Below are 24543 nucleotides of genomic sequence, written 5' to 3'. Positions count from 1 at the left end.
TTTTAGGTTTACGCGCAGTCTTGGACGTACTGTCTAATTTTTGGGGCAAACCGTTGAATACAGCGCCAATAGAAACTACTTAAGGTTGTCACAGGAATTCCCAAGTCTTGTGAAATCTCTTTCCAGCTTTTACCCTGAATGCGTTTCGCTAAAAATATAGCTTGAAAGCTGGCGTTGGGATATTTTTGAATCAATTCCCGTTGAAAAATTTCATCGGGATCACGTTCTATATAATGCATGATGATTTCAAATGTCGTGGGAGCCACCTCAGTTGTTCCCAGATTATCTATTTCTTCGATCGCAATCGGCTCGTCTTGGGTAATCTGGTAAGATGCTCGAATATCTCTTAATGTTCTATCCAGTCTAAAGTTAACCCAATTCATAAATACCCCATTCCCTCGTTCCGGGTCATATAAGTCAATTTTTTGGAAAACATAAAGCAAGGTTCGATTGACGGCATCATCATAAATTATGTTATAAAAATCACTGTTTAGTTCACCTCGATGAGGACGGATAAGTCTCCGAGATAGTTGAATCGCATTAACCAGTTCAGTTAAGAGATATTGGCGTTGCTGTGTTTGGGTTTGATATTGTTTTGCTTCTAGAGCTAGCTGTTTCAGACGATTGTCAGTGAGTATTTCTTGAAAGGCTTCCCGCATCCTTATATTTGCCCATTGTCTTAGGGATTCATTTTCAGGATTGTAACAGTCAATATCTGAGTACAGAGTACCCAAAATTTGCTGGCGTGCGGCTTGATAAATGTCTTGGCAAGCATTAGATAGGGGTTGGTCTTTTAGCGGACGGCATATTGGGCGCGATCGCAGGATTCGATCAACCAGTTTGGTTACAGTTTGCCTTCGCTCTATACTTCCTGGGACAGTTTGTTTCGCGTCAAGAAGTAAATTAAGTAATTCATTTTTTTGAGATGTATTAGACATCTATTAATCTCCTTTTCTAAGTGCTTTTTATTCATCCGTTCTTTTGTTCGCTTCAATCTGACGATCTCATACATTTTTATCCCTCATGATTATCTAAGTTTACTCTCTTCAATGTCCTGAGCCAACTGAATTATCTAGTGCCTCATCAACTCAACCTGTAAAATAAATTTGATTACTTCATTTCCTGATAATAAAGACTAAACCGGCGTCGGCGAATCGCAACAGTTTAACCGTTCACCTGATCACTCTGGCTGAGGGGGAAGATTTTACGCAATAGGTCAGTTTTTGTTAAAAATCTTTACATTTACAATTGGATTTAGGCAAATGACTAGGGTTGTAGAGTTTCTGTTTGAGTAACCGCAGCTACACAGATAAAATCCGTTAAATTTGATTAAGCGATCGCGTACTTGAACCTTCCCACTCAGGCGCGATCGCTTTTGTGTAATTTCCCTTCCGTTAAACCTACTGTAGGATTAAGTTGAGAAGTAAGCTTTAGCTTACTTTAGCTTTAAGCCGGAAATTTATTTCCTGGCGTCCAGTACTTAAACTTATGAGGACTGTACTATGCAAGCGCTTTTTAATCCGGAAACGACATCAAAGGTTAGACTCACCGCTAAATCATCGGTTCGCAAACCCATACTGCAACTGGGTTCGGTGGGAGCTGAGGTTTTAGAACTGCAAAAGCTTCTGGCTCATTGCGGCACCTACACCGGTCCCATGGGGGGGTATTTTGATCGCTCAGTCCATGATGCTGTGATGGAATTTCAGCAAAGTATGTTCCTCAAAGCTGATGGTATTGTCGATTCCCTAACATGGCAAGCCCTTTATCACGGCGCCCCGGTTAATATGCCTGTACTCAATCGAGGTAGCAGACATGATATGGTGATTCCTTTACAGTGGGTGCTGCATCTGACTCAGGATTATTCAGCGCCAATTGATGGTGACTTTGGCGAACAAACAGAACACGCTGTGCGATTATTCCAGAAACGTCATGGCTTACTGGTAGATGGAGTGGTCGGTGAGCAAACCTGGTATGCTCTTAGTCAGGCTCATGTCAGTTTACTCCATAACCGTTATCAAGACGCTTTGGTGGCAGTGTAGTTCATGGTTCATTTTTCGGAAATACGCGATCGCTAGCAACAGTAATCCAGTAATCACACCTAATTCGGATGATTAGCAAATTGTCTGTAATTTATGCTACAAAGAGACGCGCCACTGTAGAGACGCGCCATGGCGCGTCTCTACAGGAATGCTTAGGCTAATTGCTTGCTCACCTCATCAGCTAGCTGCTCTATATTGACAGCAATTTGCTCCCCGGTTGTCAGGTTTTTCAAACCGCATTGTTGAGCGGCTGCTTCTTCAGAGCCAATAATGACACACAAGGGAATTCCCCGTTTATCAGCTTGCTGTAACTGTTTGCCCACAGAACGCTCGTCAAAACTGGTTATTGTACTAATTCCCGCCTGACGCAGTTTCTGAGATACGTCTAAATACAGGGGCATCAAGTCACTTTGCATATTCACCACCAGCACTTGAGCGGGTGTGGATGAGAAAGACTCCAGCATCCCGGCTTGAATCAGCCGACTCATCAACCGAGTTAAACCGATGGAAATGCCCACTCCTGGCATTTTATCCCCAACAAACATTCCCACAAGTTCTTCATACCGTCCCCCTGAACAAATACTGCCCAAGGCTTCATGACCAACGAGTGTTGTTTCATACACCGTTCCCGTGTAATAGTCTAATCCACGGGCAATTGAGAGGTCAAGGCAAAACACGCGATCGCTCACCCCCAAATTCCGTACCCCTGTAATCACCGTTTCCAGTTCAGCAATGCCCGTTTTCAATACCTGAGCATCGGCTTTATCCTCAAGCATGGCGTTCAATTGCGCCAACACTTCATCCACCGAACCCTGAATCTTAGTAAAGGCAAGAATTTGCTCGACTTGTTCATCAGATAACCCTTCAGCCAAGAGCGCTTTTTTAACCTTAGCTTCGCCAATTTTCTCGGCGGCATCCACAATGCGGATAGAGGGCATAATTTTGCTCTCATCCAAACCAATCGACTCAAAAAACCCACTGAGAACTTTGCGATTGTTAATCCGGATCAAAAAGTCTCCGATATTAATCGCCGTAAAAATCTCGGCAATAATCGCGGGAATTTGGGCATCATAGAGCAAACTAAGTTTATTACGACCCACTACATCAATATCACATTGACGAAATTGGCGATAGCGTCCAGCTTTTGCCCGTTCTCCCCGAAATACAATATCCATCTGATAGCGAGCAAAGGGAAACTGAAGTTCATTCAGGTGACGGGCAATATAAGCGGCTAGGGGAACCGTCTGATCAAACTTTAATGCTCTCTCCTCTGAACCACTTTCTCCCGCCTGTTCTTTTTCTGCTTGGCGATTCGGGGGCAAAATGGGTTGTAGCCCGTAAATAATATTATCCCCTTGATTTCCTTTGGCTTGCAGCACTTCCAACCGCTCAACTGCAGGGGTTTCGATGGGTGTGAATCCATACCGCTCAAACACCTGGCGGATGGTATCTATCAAATACATCTCCAGACGCTTTTCACCTGGGAGAAATTCGGGAAAACCACTCGGACAAGAAAAATTTATTTTGTCAGTTTTTGTCATTTGTCAGGGAACAGAGAACAGGGAACAGGGGAAGCGGGGGTGTAGGGGCGGGTTTTATCGATAAAATGAGAGCGACAAACCAATAACTATACTAAACCCGCCCTTCTAGGGAAACAAGCAATTAAAATCCCTAATTCCTAATTGTTAGGTAATGGATGCTGAAGAGATGGTTAGTATCTATCCATAGCTGTTGAGCCTCGAATCCAGCATAAGTTGCCATATCCTGGAACTCTTCAACGCTGTATTTATAAGAATTTTCTGTATGAATCGTTTCATCTTGACGAAAGTGAAACGGTGTCCTATCTATGATCACAGTTTGTTCCTTGAGACTGACTAAGTGCATCTCAATGCGGCTTTGATCTGGATTATAAAAAGCCCAGTGGCGAAAATTGGATAAATCAAAATTAGCGTTTAACTCCTGATTAATCCGCTCCAATAGGTGTAGATTAAATTCAGCCGTGACTCCCTCGGCATCATTATAGGCGGCGTTTAAAATAGTTGAGTCTTTTTTGAGATCAACACCAATTAACATGCCATCGCCTTTATCCAAAAGACAACGCGACTGTTTGAGCAGATGGAGTGCCTCAGGGGGATGAAGACTACCAATCGTGGAACCCGGAAAGAAAATTAGCTTATGATTGACGGGTTTTTTGCTGTAGGGTGGCAGTTGAAAATCCTGAGTATAATCCGCACAAACAGCAATCACATCCAAGTCAGGATAGGATTGTGCTAGTTCGGCTGACGCTTGCAGCATGTGTTCTTGGGAGATATCGATGGGCATATAGCCGGCTAGGTGCGGCAAGGCATCCAACAGAAGGCGGACTTTGGCACTACTGCCACTACCATACTCGATCAGCAAGCAATCTTGACCCACAAGTTGGGCAATATCCCAGCAATAGGTTTTTAACAGATGAATTTCTGTGCGGGTGGGATAGTATTCCTCCAACTCACAGATGTGATCAAACAGTTCCGAACCCCGTTTATCATAAAAGAACTTGGGCGCGATCGCTTTTTGGGGTTGAGCCAAACCCTGGAATATCTCCTCGCGCAAGCTGCTCAGGTGCGGCTTGTAGTCGTAAAACTCTAGATTACTCATCCACCTATCGTTCAATATGCTAGCCACCCTGAAGGGTGGATTCCTCTCCTATCATCTACTGCCAATGATCCTTTTTGCAAGTGAGGGTGAGTGAGCAAATGCCGGTGAAGTCCAAACATTTAGCCCACTAGGCTGCAAAAGCTGCTGCACGTTTACATTCAGCCTCCCTCATCTGTCAAAAAATTATCGCACTCAGTTAGGGCGGATTTAGGGACATCCGGGTGAAACCCGCCCCAACAATCGGAAAACCTGAAAACGGTTTCAATTTTCATCCTTTGTCCCTGATTCTTTTACTTTTTCTTGCCGCCAAACAATCCTCCAAACAAACCACCGCCACTCGATTGATCTTTCGACTTGCTGCCTGAACCTGTTTTCTCGGTTAATTTGTCGATATATTGCTTTCCTTTCAAGGCGTTTTCTTCCTGGGGATTCAATTGCAAGGCTTTGTTAATATGAACCTTAGCCATGGATACTTGATTTTGCTTTAAGTAAGCTAACCCCAATAAGCCATGGCTTTTACTATTGGTTTGCTCTAATTTGAGAGCTTCTCGTAATTCTAAAACAGCGCCCGCAAAATTGTTTTTCTTCATATAGCTGTCGGCGCGGCTGAGATAGGCATTAACTTTTGAGACTTCCTGAGTCCCACCCCCCTTAGTTGATGCACCACTAGTCGCTGCGCCAGCCGTCGTTTTCTTGACCGCCGCGCCAGTTCCAGCCGTTTTAGAAACGGCTGTTCCTGAAGAGGTTTTGCTGATGCCGGATTTAGATGTTTTTTCTTTGAGCATCAAGTAAACTAAATTGAGTTCACTGATTTCGCCAATTCTGTCCACTACTTGATCAAGAGATTCGTATTGCTGGGAGGCTAGAAATTTCAATGAATTCCGATAAACAGCATCGACATTTGCACCAGCTCTTGCCAATTCTTTTGCCGTGTCGCTAGAAATCGAAATTTTGCCCCCTTCTGCGGCTAGACGCTTACCCATGTGTCCTAGACTGACTTTATAGTCACGACTGCCACGAAACAGTTGTTCTTTGGCAGGATTGACGAGTTTTGTTAACAGTTCATTGGCTTGCTGTTTTTCCGCATCCGTTTTGAATTTGCTGCTGTCAGGATGGAGACGGCGAGTTACTTTGAGATACTGCTTCCGGACTGTCTTCTCATCCGCATCGACGGGAACGCCTAAAATGGCATAATAATCCGTGAAATCATACTTAAAAAGTCCGCGTTCAATTTCAAAAGCCATAGGGTGCTGTCCAATTGCTGTGACGAAAGAATAGTGTTATAGTCTGTCTCAGAGATGAAAGTCCCCCTTGACATCCTCATAGCTATTGTAGAAAATATAGTTCCCAAGATAGGGGTAAACTGACTGTTGGGCAGGATTGTCTTTCCCAGGCTCCCAGTCTCCAAGGCTCCAGGACTCTAAGGCAGTCAGGTTTATGGTATCTGCTTTTTCGTCTATTGTTAATGGGTGGGTATTTGCCGCCAAGCAGCACTAAACTCTTTGATCCGTCTAGAGGAAGTGTCACGTCCAACTCGACAAGGGTGGTGTCTGTAACAGTTCCTGACTGAGTTTGTTGTGAATTTGACCATTGGTGGCGAGAATTCGTCCAGATTTTAGGACGAGGGGGCTACCATCATAAGCTGTAACTGTACCACCTGCTTCTTGCACTAATACTACACCAGCCGTAATATCCCAGGGTGAAATTCCCCGTTCCCAATACCCATCTAAGCGTCCATAAGCCACAGATGCCAAATCGAGAGAGGCTGAACCACTGCGGCGAACGCCTTGGGTGAGGTGAGTTAGGTGACAAAACTCGGCATAGTTGTTGTCTGGGGTTTGGTGGCGGTCATAAGCAAAGCCAGTTACTAGTAAGCTTTGATGGAGAGTAGAGGTGCCAGACACTCGAATCGGACGGCGGTTGCAAGTTGCTCCCAATCCTTTAGCTGCCCGAAATAGTTCATTGTGAAAGGGATTATAGATAACTCCCACTTGCGGTATTCCGTTAACGAGCAGTCCCACAGACGTAGCGGCGATGGGGTACTGATGAGCATAATTGGTGGTGCCGTCGAGGGGATCAATTGCCCAAAGATATTCACTCTTCTGGTCTCCCCTTTGACCCGATTCTTCTGCCAAAATAGCATGATGGGGAAGATGACGCCCTAAGACTTTTACAATGGCGGCTTCTGCTTCTTTATCAGCGACTGTGACTAAATCACCCGGACGCCCTTTCTCTTCTACCCCATCTAGTTTACCCCAGTAGGTTTGCAAGATTGCCCCGGCTGTCATCGCGGCTTCTGTGGCGATGTCGAGAAAGATTTGCAGTTGATTGGATGTGGGTTGGCTCATGGTTGTGGTTGGTGATGAGAGTTTTGAGTTTTTCAGGGAAGTATAGCAATGTATGTGACACCAAAATCCGCTAACATGACAAACGAGTGACTCAAACCTATTGATGCCTAAGACTGTGAAACGAGTAGGGGTAATTGGTGGCGGACAACTGGCTTGGATGATGGGAGATGGGGCTAAATCATTGGGATTGGATTTAGTCATTCAAACACCCCATCCTAATGATCCAGCCGTTACTGTCGCCTCCGATACCATCTTTGCCCCGATTGATGACGCCGCCGCGACGGCTAAGTTAGCCGCCCATTGTGATGTGATCACCTTTGAGAATGAATTTATTAATTTGGATGGGTTGTTCCCCTTGGCAAACCAAGGTGTCTGTTTTCGCCCCCGCCTAGAGGCTTTAGCCCCCCTACTGGATAAGTATCACCAACGCTGCTATTTACGCGATATTGGTTTACCCCAACCAGCTTTTAACTTACTACAGACACCCCTCAACCCAGATAGGATGGATTTTCCTGTCGTTCTCAAAGCGCGACGCCACGGCTATGATGGTCAAGGCACGTTTATTTTTAAGGAGAGAGAGAGTTTTCAGGAACTCCATTCAAAACTTGCCGATACACCCCTCCTCGTCGAGGAATTTATACCCTTTGAACGAGAATTAGCTGTAATCGCTGCCCGTTCTTTAAGCGGTGAGGTAGTGGTTTACCCCGTTGTTGAAACCCAGCAGGAAAAGCAAGTGTGCCGTCGGGTGATCATTCCCGCCCCGATTAGCACAGAGACAGAAAAAGAAATTGACGCGATCGCACGTACCTTACTCAATAGTCTACAAGCCGTGGGCGTGTTTGGCATTGAACTGTTTCTCACCGCCAATAATCAGATATTTGTCAACGAAGTCTCCCCCCGTACCCACAATTCTGGGCATTTTAGTTTAGATGCTTGTGAAACTTCGCAGTTTGAAATGCATTTACGGGCAGTCGCTGGATTAGAATTGACAAAACCGACACTTAGGTGTAATAGAGCCGTCATGGTTAACCTATTAGGTTACGAATATTCCCAGAACGACTATCTCGAAAAACGGCAAAAACTAGCCCGTCAGCCCCAAACATATCTGCATTGGTATGGGAAAAAACAATCGCGCCCTGGGCGCAAACTCGGACATGTCACAGTCCTGTTGGATTCTAGCCCAGAGAGAAACCCCCAGGCGATCGCACAATCCATAGAAACCCTGTGGTACAATAAAAAATCACTCTAATTGTAGCAACATATTTAAAACAAAGTCACTTTGATCTTTAGCCATAACCTGAATCATGGCTTTAAAATCTGAATTTCGTTGGCGATACTTAGTAATTAATTCCTCTGACTGAACTCTAGTACCAAACTTTTCTTGATAATCAGCCTCAATGCATTGAAGTTCCTGTTTATAACACTGTTTAAAGGATTGCTCAATTTTTGCCTTATCCTGCTCTGGCAGAACATTTAGGTGGATGACTACAGTGCCTCGATGCTTCGTTTCAATGGATTGAATAGAGACAGGCAAATCACCCTGTTCTTTCTCCAAATTTTGAAAAGCAACCAAAAAGGCTTGCCAATCAATCCCGTTGCGAAAGATTAACTCAACCGTTTCTAGAGTTGTTTGGAAAAGCTTGGTAAACTCACCCGGTTCAAATCTGCCACTATGAGGACGGCGTTCTTGCAGTACATATCGTTTATTCTGAGGAGAATATCTGGATTTAAGATAAACGTAGTCGCAGATAACTCCAATCAAGTTAGTTTTACTATCAATATTCCAGTCTTCTAAGCAGACTCCTGTGAATATGGCTCTCTCAAAGTTTGTACCTAAAGCTTGGGTTCTAATCAACCGTGCTTCCGATAAATCAGCGCCGCAAAGAAAAGCATTCCTCAAATCGGCACCTGTAAAATCAGCTTTTGTGAGATTGGCATCCGTCAAGTCAGCATCAAGCAAATCTGTGCCAAAGAGGTTAGCACCTTGAATATTAGCCCCTCGGAGGTTAAATCCACTCAGATCCAATAAATTTAGGTTGGCACCTTCCAGCATGGGAGTAACATCAGGATGTTTCTGTCGCCAACTGTTCCAGTGGAATAACCCCAGTTTGACAAGATAGGAGTGGGGTTCGCTGTACACCATCTACCAATAACCCCGAACATCATGGTTTGCGATCGATGACACTCATCAGTTTAGCCTAGAGTGTCTAGAACAGCGTATAATTAGCTCATTAGATGGCGAATACTAGACAGTGGACATCTGGAAATAAATCGTTAGAATAGAAGGACAGGTTCCACTGGAACGTTGGTGACTGCCAATAGTGTTTTTTGATCTTTGTCCGTATAGCAAAGGGAATCGAGAGACCTTGTGGCAGTAGACCGGGCATGAACCCGGAAACTTAAAACGAGCGTCCACGATGCCCACCTGGTTTTCCAGGTCATAAGCTGAGGCAAGACGGCGTTTCGGTGAACCTGCAATAATTCGCAAAAATTTCCCCCTGTCTTAAGTGACTGGGGGATTTTGCGTGGTAACCGAATTAGACAAAACAGGGAACAGATCACGGTCGAATCTCTGATTGACCGTGAGATGAATCGCCGATAAGCTAAAGCAATGGATGAGGGGATGGCAAATTTGGGGTATCGACCTGTCGCCATTGATTTATTTGCAGGAGTTGGTGGGTTTTCCCTGGGGATCGAACAGGCGGGGTTGGATGTGGCGATCGCAGTGGAAAAAGACCCGATTCACGCGGCTGTCTATGGGTTTAACTTTCCCCAGACTCATGTCTTGTGCGCTGATGTATCTGACTTGACGGGAACACATATCCAGCAAGCCTTGCGGGATTGGTGCGATCGCCAAAGGAGTCCTGTTCTAGTTAGCGATCGCGACAGGATTGACATTGACTTGGTATTTGGGGGACCTCCCTGTCAGGGATTTTCAGTGATGGGGAAACGTCAGGTTTGTGACAAACGTAACCTTTTAGTCTTTGAATTCTGTCGCTTGGTCAAAGAACTCCAGCCTCGTTATTTTGTTATGGAAAATGTTCCGGGTTTAGGTCTGAAAAAATACCAAAACCTACTGAATCGGTTGCAGTGCGAGTTTCAAGCAGCCGGGTATGAGATAATTCAACCGATACAGGTACTAAGCGCGGTTAATTTCGGTGTACCGCAGCAGCGACAACGGTTATTTGTCTTGGGGAATCAGGTGGGAGTGAAACCCTTAACCTATCCTCAACCTCAATTGCAATCACCCTCTGAGTTTTGTACGGTTCGGGATGCGATCGCGGATTTACCCAATTTAGATGATTTTACCGAACTTCAAACCTCAGACTCGGTAGAACTGACACTCCCCCAGTTACAATTACTTCAAGCATTAGCCATGCCTTACGTGGAAAAGCTACGAGGTATAATCAGCGATCCCTTTAATTTTGCCTATCCCCGCCAATGGAATCCGTTCCTCTTAACCAGTTCCAAGCGAACGCGACACAATCTCGCCTCGATTGAACGGTTTAATCAAACACCACCCGGTCAATTGGAATCGATTAGTCGCCTACAACGCCTAGACTGGGACAAACCCTGCTACACCTTACGCGCAGGTACTGGACCCGAACACGGTAGCTATACCTCCCCCCGTCCCATTCATCCTAAATATCCACGGGTCATTTCAGTACGAGAAGCCGCACGTTTACATTCGTTTCCGGACTGGTTCCGCTTTCATGCTACGAAATGGCATGGATTTCGACAGGTGGGAAATGCTGTACCGCCACGACTCGGACGAGTCTTAGGTCATCAAGTTATCGCCGCCTTGGGAGTTGCACCCTCGCAGCCAACGTCAACCCTTACCCTAAAAGACCCGTACCTCTTAGAATTAGGACAGGTCAAAGCATCTGAGTATTGGAAACAAAAGAAAAGACAAGGGGATTTTAGTGGGTTAGGATGTTGAAAATTCACATACTTATCCCTATTCTTTTGTGATTTAGATCACCTGATGAAGACAAATTTATCATAAGCTTTCTTGAGGACTCATCACTTGGCTAATCAAACACTTATCACAATTTCTGTCGAGTCAGAATCACTGACAATGCGGTAATTTGATCACGTTCGAGAATTGATAAGTTCTTTAATATATCTTAAGGAGAGATACACCACGTTGCTAAAGACCCAATGAAATCTGCTCAAGTTTGTTTTCCCAAATTTCCTGTCCGGCAAATTGCCAATCGCATTATTGATATGCGCCAAATTAGCCGAATTGACCAACAACTGTTCATGTCAGCACTTTTATCGAAGCAGTCACTTTCTAGGGAAGAGCAAAACCTAGTTGAAAAGATTTATGAAGGTTTAAATCGGGGATGGATTCGAGTCGTTGAATAGAATACATTATAACTTATGACTTATGATTTATGAATAAGGGCGGGTTTTGTGGAGAGCTTATCAGTAGGTATCAAAATTAAACGGCTCATGCCCATCCCTACAATTGACCTTTCGCAACGCTTTTCGGGCAGGCTTATTACTTCCCTTAAATCTCTAGATTCTACCGCTACCAATTTTTGGCAGAACTCCGTTTTCCCACAATTCATCAGAAATTTTAATTTGTTTGTCTTCTGGAACTCTTTGATTATATTGCTCTAATAACGCTGTAATGAGTTGAATATACTCTTTCAGTAAATCCCGAATTTCTTGTCGGGCTAATAAATTATAAGAATTAGAGGTGTTATTGTTTACGCTAAACTGGCGAATGATGGGCGCATTGAAGACAATCCACAGAAATGGAGAATTGATCATTTCTTCCATCAATTCAATAAGTTCAGGTTGTAAAAATAAACAATATTTTTCCATGGTGCGGTTTAAGGAATCTTTAAACTGCGAGCATTCCCGTAACAAATATTCAGACCAATCTGCTTCAATTGCGCCCAATACCGGGGCTGGCTTGGAAAAATCAAGAAACGCTAATTCTTCAAAAAATGTATGGTCAAATAAATCAACGACTGTTTGATAATTTTTATCTGGTTTTTCGGCAATAGCCGCCTTAAACATATTGAAAAACAAATAAAAGTGACGTTGAAGTGGTCTCCTGAGCTGTAGGAATGCCACAGATTCGAGTTTTATTCGTTGATTTTCTTGATCGATAGCCATAACTCGATCAATTGAAAAGACAACGATGATAATGCCAGTAATTTCTGAGGCAATATCTAAGGAAAAGGATTTGAGCCAAGGATATTGACCCGAACTGATGAAATAAACAAAAAAGCAGCAGCCCAATAAGACAGGAAGTAATACATAAGGGGTTTTTAAAGAACTTCTCATCTTATCGCCTGCTATTTTGCTTGAGCATCCGGATCATCGGTAAAATAAAGTAATTTATTGCAATAAACCTTCTGCTGCTAATAATCCTACCGAAAAGAGTAAGGTAGCCATTAGCGAAAAAACCATCATCATTCCCGAAGGCATAAAGGCGCGGGTGCGGAAAAGACGAATAACAAAGACAATAAATAACAGCAGGGAAATTAGTGTGGCTAGTCCCAGTCCCATAATTGGGATTACCCGACAAAGCCACCAAGCGACCAACAGTCCCAGACCACTACTGATACCCGAAATTAGAGATTTTTGGCTTTTGGCTTTTACATATCCAATTATGCCACCCACCAAGACAAGTAAGGCGTAGATTAAAACAAATCCGGTAATAATTGGCAATAAGTTGTTCATGTTAGGAAAAATATTGTGGATTTAAAGATTGGCTATAATGAATTATACTCTCTTTAGTCGAACAAAAACGACTGCCCTTTACGGCAGCCCAATCCCCCGCCACCCGTCTTGATTAAACGGGGGAATAGCTTTCCCATGACTCTCTTAGGATCTTACAGGAATCGGTTTAGATAGAAGAATCCTAAGAGTGATCGTTATGATGGGATTGCCTATGCCAACTCATAGTGTCAGTCATATTATCTTCTAGTTCCATGCGTTGTTCCATGCGACGCAGAAAATAGCCCGTCATCATCGCCGAAGCCAGCAATCCAGCTAAATTTTCGCGATCTGTGGTAATTTGGACATTGAAACTCTCAGAAGGAAGCATACCCACCAGTCCCTGGACATTCTGGGAAATGATTTGCTGAATTTCCGGGCTGGCAGATTTGGCAACCTGGGACAGTACATCTGGGGATTGGTGTTGTAGATAGTTCAGTAATTGGTTGGATGCGTCATCTTCAGGGGGAGAATTGAGGAAGTCAGAGTTAAATACCATTAGAATCAAAAGACGTGACTTACTTGTTTCTACTCTAAACGATTGTGCTGCCTACCGACTTGGTGCTTTGGTGCAACAGCCCTAGTTCTTAAGGAAGAAATTCAGGATGTTATTCAGGCGTAAGGATGAGAATGAGATGAGGTGGTGCTTAGGATTGAGAGGGTGTCTGTAGGGACGGTAGGAGGTTATCGAGTTCAAAGTGTTGATGAAATTTATTCGTAACTTGCAACCAGTAAGAACGACCATCACTTTGTCGGCGTCTGCTGACAAATCCCAGGGAAATCAGTTCTTGAACATGTTGATAAGCACCACTACCACGTAAGTCGATCAGTTGAGTTTGAGCAATAGGTTGTTTGAGTGCGATCGCGGCTAGGGTTCTCAATGCTCCTACACCTAATTCAGCAGGCACTAGACTTTGCATTAACGTAGCAAATGAAGCTCGTAACTGCAAGCTATAACCCTTTGGTGTCTCGACGACTTCTAGGGCGCTGTCTCGATAGGCATAGTCTGACATCAGTTCAATTAAAGCATCTTCTGCCGCAACGCGATCGCACCCTGCACAATCAGCAATTTCCTCCAGGGACAAGGGTTTGCCCTTTAAGTATAGAATTGCTTCAATTTGGGTCGCTAGACGAGGCATTGGGGATTGGGGATGTTTTGAGTGTTGAATGTGTAGGGGCTCTTTTAGGGAATTCGCTCAAGCTGTTGACGATAACTTTGGTTTAAAACCCGCCCTTACCGAGTTTTGAGCCTTCGCTTCCCTAGTCGGACATGGTGCGTGAGTGATTATGGATTGGGGGTTAGTAAGTACCGATACGCTCCTTAATCGAGTTGTCGTCCCGTCAATTCCACAAAGATATCTTCTAAATTCGAGGGACGAACCATCATACCTGTTTTATCCGGTAAGCTGTCAAGGTAGGCATTGGCATCGTCTAGAGTGGGAAAGAATTTATACTCAAAGCGATCGCCGATTTGTTTCATCAGCAACCCTTCACCATGGTTAGCTTTGAGTTGTTGCAGGGTTCCCAGTTCAATTAGCTTACCACAGTCCATAATACCGATGCGTCCTGGCTGACTTGTCCCATACTGATCACACAACACCTCCACCTCGTCCATGTAATGAGTCGTTAGCAGCATTGTCATCCCTTGGCGGTTTAAATCCCGAATAATTTCCCACAGGCGGCGACGGGTTTGGGGATCAAGTCCCACCGTGGGTTCATCTAAAAATAGAATTTTGGGTTGGTGGAGTAGCGCCCTAGCGATTTGCAGGCGACGCTTCATCCCACCGGATAGGGTTTTCACTGGCGAATCCCGCCGTTGGGATAATTCTACATACTCTAACCACTGGTTAATCAGGGTTTGCCGTCGGGGATTAGGAATGTGGTGCAAGCGTCCGTGGAGTTCCATATTTTCCCAGACGGTTAGGTCGTTGTCAACGCTGGTTTGTTGCAACACGACGCCGATATTTTGCTTTACCTCAGCCGGTTGACGCACCACATCATAACCCGCAATCTCAATTTGCCCTTCGGTGGGTCGGGTTAGGGTGGTTAACATGCGAATTGTTGTCGATTTCCCCGCCCCGTTGGGACCGAGTAGACCGAATATCTCTCCCGATTCGATAGTGAAGGAGAGGTCCTTAACTACAGGGACTTTATCGTAGGTTTTGTTGACGTGTTGGACACAAACAGCAGGGGGCATCCTGTCTAAATTTATAATAGAACAATCTTATATTTTAGTCATTTGTCATCTCCCTCTTCCTGATCTATCTTCCTCAACTCTCTTGGCGTTTAGGCGTGTCAGGGATTAAGAATGGGAAAGGAGTGTGAGGAAAAACCGAAAAATGTATCAACTTTGGCAGAAATTGCTGCGGATAAGTCCTGCGATCGCGTTTTGGCTATTTTTGGCTGGAGCCCTTACAGCACAAGAGGTAGAGGTGCAGTGGTGTGGGAGTGTAGGGGAGTTTTGTTTCTTTGGAGAAACCTTAGAGAGAAAAGAAATATCAGAGAATGAGTCGAGTGATCCCACCGAGAAACGTTTAGAGCAAATTAATCAGTACAGCGATAATAATAGCTTGGGTCAAGTAACGAATGTTTCCCAGTTGCGGGATGTACAACCCAGTGATTGGGCGTATACAGCCTTGCGCTCACTGATCGAACGATATGGCATACTCACAGGGTATCCTGATCGCACGTTCCGGGGCAATCAAGCTATGACTCGCCATGAGTTCGCCGCTGGATTACGTCAGGCTTTGGATCAGATACAATTACTAATTGCCAGAGGACGCGATGTTCCTCCAACAGACTTGGCGACACTCGAACAGTTAACCAATGAATTTGTCTTAGAACTCTCCCTGCTAAGAGCAGATGTAGACGCCCTAACCGCCCGGACTCGGGAACTGGAACTGACGCAATTTTCGACGACAACCCAACTGGAGGGGGAAGTGATTATTGGGGCGGCGGGGATTGTCAGTGAGGATGATCATGTAACCACATTGGGACATCGTACCCGCTTAAATTTAGAAACCAGTTTTACAGGTCAAGATGTACTAATAACCCGACTGCAAGCCGAAGGGTTAAGGCGTCTGGAACGTCGTACAGGTACGCCAGAAGGGGAATTAGCCTTTACTGGGGCTAGGGATAGTGACCTAGAGATTGATGCTCTATTGTACCGTTTCCCCATCGGGAATCAGACGCAAGTCGTTATCGCGGCGAATGCTGGAGATGCTGATGACTTTACCGATACGATTAATCCTTATCTAGATGGGGATGGTGCTAGTGGGGCGGTGTCTCGTTTTGCCACTCGTGCGCCCATTTATTATTTAGTCAGGGGGGCGGGTTTGGGGGTAAGACATGCAGTGAGTGACACCTTAGAGGTCAGCTTAGGGTATTTAGCTGGGAATGGGGGAAATCCGCAACCCGGTAACGGTTTATTTGATGGGGCTTATGGCGCATTAGCCCAAGTCACATACAAGCCTAGCGATCGCGCCACGATTGGCTTGACTTATGTTAATGCTTACAATCAAGACTGGCAAGTCGGGAGTCAAGATACTAATTTAGTCAATCAATTAGACTTGCCCGTAGTCACAAATTCCTTTGGTATCGCCGCTTCAGTACAAATTAATCCACGATTTGTTGTCGGGGGATGGGCAGGTTATACCACAGCGCAGGTGATTGATGAAGGGGATGCTAATCTTTGGTATTGGGCGGTAACATTAGCCTTACCCGATTTAGGCAAAACAGGCAATCTAGCGGGGTTTATCGTCGGTATGGAACCCAAAGTCACCAACAGGAGCGATAGCCTGAAAAATTTGGGCATTGATGATCCGAGTACATCCCTACATCTAGAGGCATTCTACCAGTATCAATTAACCGATAATATTACAATTACACCAGGGATAATTTGGCTCACTGCACCTGATCATAATAGCGATAATGATGATACATTCATTGGCACAATACGAACCACATTACGATTTTAACAACTAAGCAAGATGCCCTACTTTTTCAATAAGTCGGGGATCTGTTTGTGTACCTCACTTACACGCCATCGCGCTGTAACTCTGTTCGACTGGTAGGAAATCACTGTCCTTGCAGGGCAGTGAGATAAAATAGAGGAATAGATTTTACGGTTACATTGAGAACCCTCCTTTGCGCCCCTAAAGTTTCCTGTCCGACTACTTATGCACTACTCGCCTTTATTTGTATTACTATCCTTATCACTATCGTTCCCGCTACTTTCCCTGTCCCCGGCAAATGCCCAAGATACAACAGAAGAACCTAGGTTTGCCCAAGGATTTTGGCGTCCCGCCGAACAACTGGTGCAAGAACAACTGAATTTAATTAATCGGATTGAGGGGGCATTTTACAGTCCTAATGTATATCAAGTAGAAGCGACGCGATCGCAACTGTTCTTACATCTAGGTAAAGTAGAACGCTTTTTGAAGAGTCAGTATCAAATTCCCCAGTTTCTCTGTAATAACGGAACCCCTGATCCCGATTTTCCTGCACCGTTGACATTACCCCAGCGACAGGTGTATTGCAATCTTTATGTGTCTACCCAAAAGCTGAAACCAATGGTTGAGCTGTTGGATATGCGGTTACCGATGCTAGCTGGGGTAGCTGCACCCAGTCTCTTACCCGATGAGCAACGCCTAGGATTGCGGCTGAATTTAGCCACGCCACTGCGTCCAAGATTTTCGCCTGTACCTGACTTCCCAAAACCGGAACCACCCGTCTTGGGTATGCCGACAAAGCGCCCGACTACAGATTATCAGGCACCACCTCTACAACCTGCGATCGCGCCTCCAGAAGCTATTACCCGAACTCTTCTAGCCGCACGGGAACAACTACTACCCATATTACCCGCATTTCCTGAGTCTGCTCGTATAATTGACCCCGGTGTCTATTCGGTCATTCCAACTCAAAGTACTTTGGGTCTTTTGCCTTTAGAACCACAGCGATATGCCGAATTTCTTGCCCAACCCAACACCGGGATTGCTCGTATCTTTCTCGCCGAAAGCTATCAACCTGATCCCAATAAGCTGCAAAACCGCCTGATATCTCCCCTCCCCCAACCCTTTCCCTTAACTGCTGGGGTAGAACCGACTACGGATTACGTTCCTAGCTTGGCGCTGGAGATTGAAAATGGAAACTTTACCATTCCATTGCAGGGGCTGGATTATGGTTTTATCGTAAATTTAGGCGACGTTTCTTTAGCACAACTCGACGCCAACCTAAAAACGATTCCCACCCTGACACCCGAACAACGGGATTTATTCCTGAATTATCGTCCGCCTAATGCAGTAGAAGCCTTACAAATAGATCAAAGGCGCTTTTACACGGGTAAGGATGGTATCGGGTTTGTCCCGCCTTTAAGTCCACCTGCGGCTACAGGTTCAGAGATTGCGTTAAATAATACCTATTTAGTCAGATTAATCCAATTCCAGTTACCTGAAGCCGTACTGAAAGGAGAACCAATTTCCCGATCGCAGCGCCGTTATTTACCAGAAATCCTCAACACACCGAGCAGCGATGTTATTGTTGCTTTTCAACCCGTTCACCAGCGTTTAGATGGGAGTTATACCGTACTGTGGCGTCTACTTTATCAGTTTCCTGATCCCCAGATTGAAAACTTAGCCGAATACGTTGATTTAGAGTAGACATTACGGTTATTCACGAATTTTCCTGTTTGTAGTAGGCACTTTAGTGCCTTAAAATGGCTTATTTCCAAGCACTAAAGTGCTGACTACGAACAGGCTCATACAAGTCTGATAAAACCGGACATGATATTAAAGCAAAAAACCACATAACATCAGCTTGTCTGGTTATATGGTTCAATTAAACTACTGATCAGTTATATTGACTTATTAATTGAGTTAGTACCAAACAGTATTTAACTCAAGACCTACTCTCCTCTAAAATCTAGAGTTTAGCAATGCGTACATTTACCAACTCTTCAAACAATCTGAACATCTGATGAAAACAAGCTTTTAAGCCAACGCCCTTGCTCAAGGGCATACTTTTGAATTCCAAGGGAACTGTACTATGCTGCCTTTTTGGGTGGTAGGACGACTTTCTTTGCTAAACCTACTCCTTGGAGTATTTGAATTACCCACCACGTCATATCTATTTCCCACCATTTACGTCCAGCCGGAGCAACATTGGGTTGAGCATGGTGATTGTTGTGCCAACCTTCTCCGTAGGTTAAGATAGCTGCCCACCAGAGATTGCGAGAACCATCATTAACTTCATAAGTCTGATAACCGCGCAGGTGAGTGGCAGAATTAATTAACCAGGTGCTGTGCCACAGTAAGACAGCTCGCACAAAGACACCCCAGAATACAAATTGCCATCCCCCTACTAGGTAAAGCAATAGACCCAGAGGAATTTGTAGCGATAAGAAATAGCGATCTAACCAGCGATAATAGGGATCTCTGGCAATATCAGGAGCAAATTTTTGATAAACTTGATAATCAAAAAATTCGGGTTTGTGATAGAACAGCCAAAGCATGTGACTCCACCAAAACCCATGTCGTGCTGAGTAAGGGTCTTTGTTTGCATCATCGGGGTGAGCATGGTGCTGACGGTGTCCTGCTACCCAGAAAATTGGTCCCCCTTGGAGAGCTAAAGCCCCAATGGTGGTAAGGATATATTCTAACCACTTAGGCACTTGAAAACTCCGATGAGTCAAAAGTCGGTGATAGGATAAGCAGATGCCAATACTGCCAAAGAGCCAGTGGAGAAGTATCATTACTCCCAAGGCTGACCATGAAAAAAACCAGGGCGCCAGCAGTGCCAAAGCGTGAATCGTGCCAAAAAATAGCAGACTGGGCCAATGAAAGGGTAGATTAGCGCGACTTTGAGGAAGCGCGGAGATGGAGGGATTAGTCATTGAGAATCGTTACAGTAGGAATTGAGGTGCAAGTGTTACTTACACTTCTATCATCAGCTTAACGATTTATCCATCAAAATGCAAGTGTTACTTACATTACTAAACTATGTCTCGTACCAGTTCTACAACACGAGCGCGTTTAATTCAAGCAGCGCTTGAGTTGTTTACCGTTCAGGGGGTTACCGAGACGACCACACGTCAGATTGCTGAATTAGCCCAGGTTAATGAAGTCACCCTGTTCCGTCACTTTGGTAACAAACAAGGATTACTCTTAGCCGTGATCGAAGACTCTGGGGTGTTTACCCGTCTGGGTGAATCCCTCAGAGCCCAAGTTGATCAGACAACGACGTTTGAGCAGGCGTTGACCAACTATGGACGCGATCGCCTTCAGGTTCTCACGCAAATGCCCGAATTATTGCGCTCTGTGGTTGGGGAGTCAGGAAAATACACCGTTGAGCATCGTCAGGCGTTAGGAGAAGGTGTTACTCAAGCCAACCTGGACTTTGCTAATTATCTTACCACCGTGATTCAACGCGATCGCTTACATTTGCGTTTATCAGCGGAAAAATTAGCCAGTTTGGTTAATGGGATGTTATTTGGGTATTTGGTGATTGAACTAACCAGCGAGTTCCACAGGCTTTGGCAGAATCAGGAGGATTTTTTGCAAAGTTTAGTCGAACTTATCTTACACGGAGCTTTTGCCGACGCAGAGCTACAGAGACGGGAAGAGGCGGAGGAAGAACCAGGAAGCGGCGATACAGGGGAGATAGTGCGCCAGCTTGTACCCGATTCTTCCCCGAACTTGCCCTCTCCAGCCATCTCCTCTGAGACGGTAGCCGATTTACCCCCATCCTTAGTTCATGCCATTTTGCAACAAGCCAAAAAAAGCGGATTCCGGGATTATGCTCTCGCCTATGTCCTCTTTGGTGCGGGGTTGCGGATAGAAGAAATTATTGCCTTAGAGCGATCGCACCAAATTAGTGACACCCACAGACACTTGTTGCAAGTGACTCAAGGTAACCTGCGCCAAGTCCCTGTGAATCAGCGGATTATGGGCAAGCGCTATGGTTCTTACACCCGCAATCCCTTAAACCAATGGCTCAAAAATCGTAAAGATGATCGCTCACCCTTGTTTGTCAATGAAGCCTTGGAACGGATGTCTGTGCCAGAATTAAGATCCGCATGGCGTGACTTTACCTCTGGGTTGGAAACGCCATCTCCCTCAATTGAGCAAGCGCGACAGACATGGTGTGTGGAAATGCTAATGAGAGGGATGAATGTGGAGGATTTGAGTATTTTAAGCGGTTTGGATGTGAAACAATTAGAGCCTTATGTTCGTAGGGCACGGGAAAAAACGGCGTTGGATCGGGCGATTCGTTTAGATCAAAAGCCTTAAGTAGTCAGCTTTTTTACCCGTCGAGCCAGTATTCCTTTGGCGATCTAGAGATTAGTGATCGCATTTTTAATAACAGCGGTTGCCAATGATCCAGAATCGCAGTTGCCAGCCTATCCAAAATATGCTAATTTAGTGGACAAAATTGACTTATGCTAAATAAGCGACGAAAAATATATTAAAATATGAATAATACAGTTATCCTCAATCCTTTTGAACATACGCTAATTGAAAAAATCCGCGACTTACCTCCTGGTAAACTTGAAGAAGTAGCCGATTTTGTCGATTTTTTACTAGGACGCAGTCAACAGCATCAGACGATGGTTCGAGAAGCCGCTAAACTTTCGGAAAAGACATTTGCGAAGGTCTGGGATAATCCAGATGATGCTGAATATGACCAGCTATAATTTTGGCGATGTTATCCTGGTTCCATTTCCTTTTACTAATCAAACAACGAGTAAGAAACGTCCAGCCGTTGTCATTAGTTCTGATACCTACAACCAAGAACATCCTGACTTGATTTTGATGGCGATTACCAGTCAAAGTCGGCAGATACTGATGTTTGGTGATGTAACAATAACAAACTGGCAAGAAGCTGGGTTACTCAAGCCATCTATTATTAAAGCGATCGTTACAACAGTTGAGAAAACCCTGGTTTTGAGGAAACTTGGACAACTCCAAGCCTACGATATCGACGTATTAAGAGAATCATTAGTAAGACTTATCGGCTAGTAGCTTGCTGCCCACAATTCCAGATATCAAAAAGGCGATCACACCTTTTGCACAAGGGTGGCAGAGCAGAGTATTCAACCGAACTTGATATAACTCCTAAGCTGGAACTTCAATTTGCTGATTTCCCGCCAACCCAAATGCCTGGTGAATGGCTTGTAATGCTGTCACCCCTTGCTCTTTATTCACTACACAACTAATCCTTATTTCCGAAGTAGTAATCATTTGAATATTAATTTTGTGCTGAGAAAGAGCAGCAAACATCTGTGCAGCTACACCGGGTTGTCCAATCATTCCTGCACCAACAATACTGACTTTAGCAATATCGGCATCAAGGAGAACCTCTCCGTAGCCTAAAATAGGTGCAGCCTCCTGGAGAATTTTCTGGGCATTTTCCGCCTCAGCTTGGGCGACGGTGAAAGCAATATCGCGTGTGGGAATTCCATCAATCACTCGACAGCGCTGAGATTGAATAATCATATCCACGCTGATTGCTTGCTCGGCTAAAATACTAAATATCCGAGCTGCCATACCCGGACGATCAGGAACATAGCGAATCGCTAAACGGGCTTGATTTTGGTCAAGGGCAACACCTCGGACAGGGTTTGCATGTAGAGACGCGCTATGGAACGTCTCTACATGCTCAGAAATCGGTAGACGGGCGGGGGAACTCTTAATATTAAACTGGTCACACAAAACTGCGATCGCACGATTACAATCAGCCGCATCAATCACACAGCTTACTTTCACCTCGGAGGTGGAAATCATCAGAATATTGATTCCCGCATTTGCCAGGGTGGTGAACATTTGAGCCGCAATACCGGGGTGTCCAATCATTCCCGCCCCCGCGATCGCGATTTTGGCGATATTCGATTCCACTAAGACTTCCGCCTCATCAGCACTGGGATTAGTGGGGCTACGGAAAGCGGGTGCAATGGCTTCGGCAACGGCTTCAGCCCGTTTGAGAATACCCTTACTTACACTAAAGGCAATATCATTCGTATTCCCCTCGTGAATCGACTGGATAATTAAATCCACATCTAAATCTTGACCCGCAATCTCACCAAACAATTGTGCCGCGACACCGGGATGATCCGGAACCCGCAGCATTGCCACTTTTGCCTGATCCGTATCAAATTCTACAGCATCGACCGAGCGAGCTATTTCTAAATCATCTAAAGAACGGGGTTGTGGCGTGGGAGAAATCACCTTTGTTCCCGGAGCATCTGTCCAACTAGATAGCACAACCAATGGTACACCGTAATTCCGAGCAATTTCTACCGCACGGGGATGCAGTACCTTTGCCCCTAAGCTTGCCAATTCCAGCATCTCATCGCAGGTAATCTCGTCCATGAGTTGGGCATCTGGGACGAGGCGCGGATCAGCTGTTAAAATACCAGGGACATCGGTGTAAATCTCACACCGAGCCGCCCCTAATGATGCGGCTAACGCCACGGCTGAGGTATCTGAACCCCCGCGTCCCAAGGTGGTAATTTCCAAGTCATTCAGACTACTGATCCCTTGAAACCCCGCTACCACAACGACTTTACCTTCGTCTAGATGTCGAGAAATTCGTTCGGTGTGGATACTAAAGATACGGGCGCGGCTATATTGGGCTTCCGTGACAATGCCCACTTGTGCGCCAGTCAGAGAAATCGCGGGTTGTCCTAATTCCTGCAACGCCATCGCTAGCAGCGCGATGGAGACTTGTTCACCGGTGGAGAGTAACATATCCATTTCCCGACGGCTGGGATTGGCTGAAATTTCGTGAGCCAGTTTAACTAACCCATCAGTCGTTTTACCCATCGCTGACACGACGACGACTAACGAGTTACCCGCTTGAACTGTGTTTAAGAGTCGTTGGGCAACGGTTTGAATCCGCTCAACTGAGCCAACCGAGGTTCCACCATATTTTTGGACAACCAGCACCATAGATGTTACTCCTACACCTTTTTTCGACGCCTTTGTTGTCAACCCTTGAGGCGTGAATTTGAGCCAGGTCGCTAAAAGGCATCAATTATTAATCAAGTAACTACATTAGCAGACATTCGTCATTGGTCATTCGTCATTGGTCATTTCTTTGTTGCTGCCCCTGCTTTCCCTACACCCAGACGTGCCATGGCACGTCTCTACATGAACTGGTTCAGGTACTCTACTAACTCACAAAATCCCTCGCCTTCTGTAGCGACGGTTACATAAGCGGGTTTTTGACATCCTCCCCAACTTACTTCGTTGAAGTTGGGGATTCCCAGTATCGCTACGGAGATTTCCTGGTTCGCGGACACTTACCTAGGTCAATGACCCCCGGCAGGACGTCTGGCCAGGCAATTTCAGGTACGGCTTGCCCAGTCGCACCTACACCTCGAATCATCACAACTTGTGCCGCAGCTACATCTCTATCCGTTGTATATCCGCACTCATGGCAACTGTGAATTCTTACTGATAAATCCTTCTTGCCTGTGTGTGTTTTACAACGAGGACATTGCTGCGACGTATAATCAGCGTTTACCTTGGCAAAGTAAACTTGTTCTTTCCAACAAACCCATTGCAAAATATTAATAAACTGACCAAAGCCAGCATCCAAGGTATGTTTTCCTAGCATCCCTTTCGCCCAAGTCTTGAATTTAAGATCTTCAACAAATACCATTCCGGCATTTTGGACTAGGTGATGAGCTAGTTTAAAATGAAAGTCTTTTCGAGTGTCGTGAATTCCTTGGTGTAATCTAGCAATCTTTTGGTTAAGTTTGCGCCAATTTTTAGACCCTTTCTTCT

23 protein-coding genes and 1 other RNA gene are annotated in these 24543 nt (G+C 45.1%); 10 read left to right on the top strand and 14 right to left on the bottom strand.

Going from position 1 to position 24543, the window contains the following annotated elements; all coding sequences use genetic code 11:
• Window positions 1-8: 8 nt before the first annotated feature.
• Window positions 9-938, bottom strand: coding sequence for a hypothetical protein (locus RIM23_RS19465; RefSeq protein WP_446368779.1), 930 nt, complete (start codon window positions 936-938; stop codon window positions 9-11).
• A gap of 564 nt (window positions 939-1502) precedes the next feature.
• Between RIM23_RS19465 and RIM23_RS19460 the strand changes: the two genes are divergently transcribed.
• Complete coding sequence (locus RIM23_RS19460) at window positions 1503-2039, top strand: peptidoglycan-binding domain-containing protein (RefSeq protein ID WP_446368778.1); 537 nt, start codon at window positions 1503-1505, stop codon at window positions 2037-2039.
• A gap of 152 nt (window positions 2040-2191) precedes the next feature.
• Here the strand turns inward: RIM23_RS19460 and hisS are convergent, their stop codons facing one another.
• From hisS to RIM23_RS19440, 4 genes are all read right to left on the bottom strand, one after another.
• Window positions 2192-3580, bottom strand: a complete 1389-nt coding sequence (hisS, locus tag RIM23_RS19455) for a histidine--tRNA ligase (protein ID WP_446368777.1) — start codon at window positions 3578-3580, stop codon at window positions 2192-2194.
• A gap of 130 nt (window positions 3581-3710) precedes the next feature.
• The gene (egtD, locus tag RIM23_RS19450; protein ID WP_446368776.1) at window positions 3711-4676 is read right to left on the bottom strand and encodes an L-histidine N(alpha)-methyltransferase; all 966 of its coding nucleotides are present in this window, start codon (window positions 4674-4676) and stop codon (window positions 3711-3713) included.
• Between the two features lie 290 nt (window positions 4677-4966).
• Window positions 4967-5920: a J domain-containing protein gene (locus tag RIM23_RS19445; RefSeq protein WP_446368775.1), complete on the bottom strand. Its 954-nt coding sequence runs from the start codon at window positions 5918-5920 to the stop codon at window positions 4967-4969.
• Between the two features lie 279 nt (window positions 5921-6199).
• Complete coding sequence (locus RIM23_RS19440) at window positions 6200-7024, bottom strand: inositol monophosphatase family protein (protein WP_446368774.1); 825 nt, start codon at window positions 7022-7024, stop codon at window positions 6200-6202.
• Between the two features lie 103 nt (window positions 7025-7127).
• Between RIM23_RS19440 and RIM23_RS19435 the strand changes: the two genes are divergently transcribed.
• Complete coding sequence (locus RIM23_RS19435; protein WP_446368773.1) at window positions 7128-8273, top strand: 5-(carboxyamino)imidazole ribonucleotide synthase; 1146 nt, start codon at window positions 7128-7130, stop codon at window positions 8271-8273.
• Here the strand turns inward: RIM23_RS19435 and RIM23_RS19430 are convergent.
• Window positions 8265-9167, bottom strand: a complete 903-nt coding sequence (locus RIM23_RS19430; RefSeq protein ID WP_446368772.1) for a pentapeptide repeat-containing protein — start codon at window positions 9165-9167, stop codon at window positions 8265-8267. The genes RIM23_RS19435 and RIM23_RS19430 overlap by 9 nt on opposite strands.
• A 148-nt stretch (window positions 9168-9315) precedes the next feature.
• On the opposite strand from RIM23_RS19430, the gene ssrS reads away from it, so the two are divergent.
• From ssrS to RIM23_RS19415, 3 genes are all read left to right on the top strand, one after another.
• Window positions 9316-9498: non-coding RNA, 6S RNA (ssrS, locus tag RIM23_RS19425), on the top strand.
• Window positions 9499-9647: 149 nt separating this feature from the next.
• Window positions 9648-10964, top strand: coding sequence for a DNA cytosine methyltransferase (locus RIM23_RS19420; protein WP_446368771.1), 1317 nt, complete (start codon window positions 9648-9650; stop codon window positions 10962-10964).
• A gap of 221 nt (window positions 10965-11185) precedes the next feature.
• Window positions 11186-11392 carry a hypothetical protein gene (locus tag RIM23_RS19415; RefSeq protein WP_446358613.1) on the top strand — a complete coding sequence of 69 codons (207 nt, stop codon included), beginning with the start codon at window positions 11186-11188 and terminating at the stop codon, window positions 11390-11392.
• 153 nt (window positions 11393-11545) lie between these two features.
• Here the strand turns inward: RIM23_RS19415 and RIM23_RS19410 are convergent, their stop codons facing one another.
• The 5 genes from RIM23_RS19410 to RIM23_RS19390 form a co-directional block, all read right to left on the bottom strand.
• The gene (locus RIM23_RS19410) at window positions 11546-12325 is read right to left on the bottom strand and encodes a hypothetical protein (protein ID WP_446368770.1); all 780 of its coding nucleotides are present in this window, start codon (window positions 12323-12325) and stop codon (window positions 11546-11548) included.
• A gap of 54 nt (window positions 12326-12379) precedes the next feature.
• Entirely contained in the window at window positions 12380-12724 is a 345-nt protein-coding gene (locus RIM23_RS19405; protein WP_446368769.1) for a TMEM14 family protein, read from the bottom strand.
• A 181-nt stretch (window positions 12725-12905) separates the two neighbouring features.
• On the bottom strand, window positions 12906-13259 hold the full coding sequence (locus RIM23_RS19400; RefSeq protein WP_446335419.1) for a DUF760 domain-containing protein: 354 nt from the start codon (window positions 13257-13259) through the stop codon (window positions 12906-12908).
• A gap of 148 nt (window positions 13260-13407) precedes the next feature.
• Window positions 13408-13899 carry an SMC-Scp complex subunit ScpB gene (scpB, locus tag RIM23_RS19395; protein ID WP_446368768.1) on the bottom strand — a complete coding sequence of 164 codons (492 nt, stop codon included), beginning with the start codon at window positions 13897-13899 and terminating at the stop codon, window positions 13408-13410.
• 182 nt (window positions 13900-14081) lie between these two features.
• The gene (locus tag RIM23_RS19390; protein ID WP_446368767.1) at window positions 14082-14957 is read right to left on the bottom strand and encodes an ABC transporter ATP-binding protein; all 876 of its coding nucleotides are present in this window, start codon (window positions 14955-14957) and stop codon (window positions 14082-14084) included.
• A 142-nt stretch (window positions 14958-15099) separates the two neighbouring features.
• On the opposite strand from RIM23_RS19390, the gene RIM23_RS19385 reads away from it, so the two are divergent.
• Window positions 15100-16737 carry an iron uptake porin gene (locus RIM23_RS19385; RefSeq protein WP_446368766.1) on the top strand — a complete coding sequence of 546 codons (1638 nt, stop codon included), beginning with the start codon at window positions 15100-15102 and terminating at the stop codon, window positions 16735-16737.
• Between the two features lie 201 nt (window positions 16738-16938).
• Complete coding sequence (locus RIM23_RS19380) at window positions 16939-18417, top strand: hypothetical protein (protein WP_446368765.1); 1479 nt, start codon at window positions 16939-16941, stop codon at window positions 18415-18417.
• A gap of 383 nt (window positions 18418-18800) precedes the next feature.
• On the opposite strand, the gene RIM23_RS19375 is transcribed toward RIM23_RS19380, so the two are convergent.
• Window positions 18801-19649, bottom strand: coding sequence for an acyl-CoA desaturase (locus RIM23_RS19375; RefSeq protein WP_446368764.1), 849 nt, complete (start codon window positions 19647-19649; stop codon window positions 18801-18803).
• Between the two features lie 106 nt (window positions 19650-19755).
• On the opposite strand from RIM23_RS19375, the gene RIM23_RS19370 reads away from it, so the two are divergent.
• The 3 genes from RIM23_RS19370 to RIM23_RS19360 all read left to right on the top strand — a co-directional run bounded on the left by RIM23_RS19370 (window position 19756) and on the right by RIM23_RS19360 (window position 21774).
• Window positions 19756-21045, top strand: a complete 1290-nt coding sequence (locus RIM23_RS19370; RefSeq protein WP_446368763.1) for a TetR family transcriptional regulator — start codon at window positions 19756-19758, stop codon at window positions 21043-21045.
• 182 nt (window positions 21046-21227) lie between these two features.
• Window positions 21228-21449 (top strand): toxin-antitoxin system, antitoxin component, Xre family protein, encoded by a 222-nt coding sequence (locus tag RIM23_RS19365; protein ID WP_446358599.1) that lies wholly within the window; start codon window positions 21228-21230, stop codon window positions 21447-21449.
• Complete coding sequence (locus RIM23_RS19360; protein ID WP_446368762.1) at window positions 21436-21774, top strand: type II toxin-antitoxin system PemK/MazF family toxin; 339 nt, start codon at window positions 21436-21438, stop codon at window positions 21772-21774. Before RIM23_RS19365 ends, RIM23_RS19360 begins: the two co-directional genes overlap by 14 nt.
• A 96-nt stretch (window positions 21775-21870) precedes the next feature.
• On the opposite strand, the gene RIM23_RS19355 is transcribed toward RIM23_RS19360, so the two are convergent.
• Together RIM23_RS19355 and RIM23_RS19350 are read right to left on the bottom strand one after the other, a co-directional pair.
• Complete coding sequence (locus RIM23_RS19355; protein ID WP_446368761.1) at window positions 21871-23703, bottom strand: aspartate kinase; 1833 nt, start codon at window positions 23701-23703, stop codon at window positions 21871-21873.
• A 325-nt stretch (window positions 23704-24028) separates the two neighbouring features.
• On the bottom strand, window positions 24029-24543 hold a 515-nt coding region (locus RIM23_RS19350), incomplete at its 5' end, for an RNA-guided endonuclease InsQ/TnpB family protein (RefSeq protein ID WP_446368760.1).

It is taken from the genome of Coleofasciculus sp. G3-WIS-01 (genome assembly GCF_040223135.1).
GTDB lineage: Bacteria > Cyanobacteriota > Cyanobacteriia > Cyanobacteriales > Coleofasciculaceae > Coleofasciculus.
Note: the sequence above shows the minus strand (reverse complement) of the source record. Positions and strands in the feature narration are given on the sequence as shown.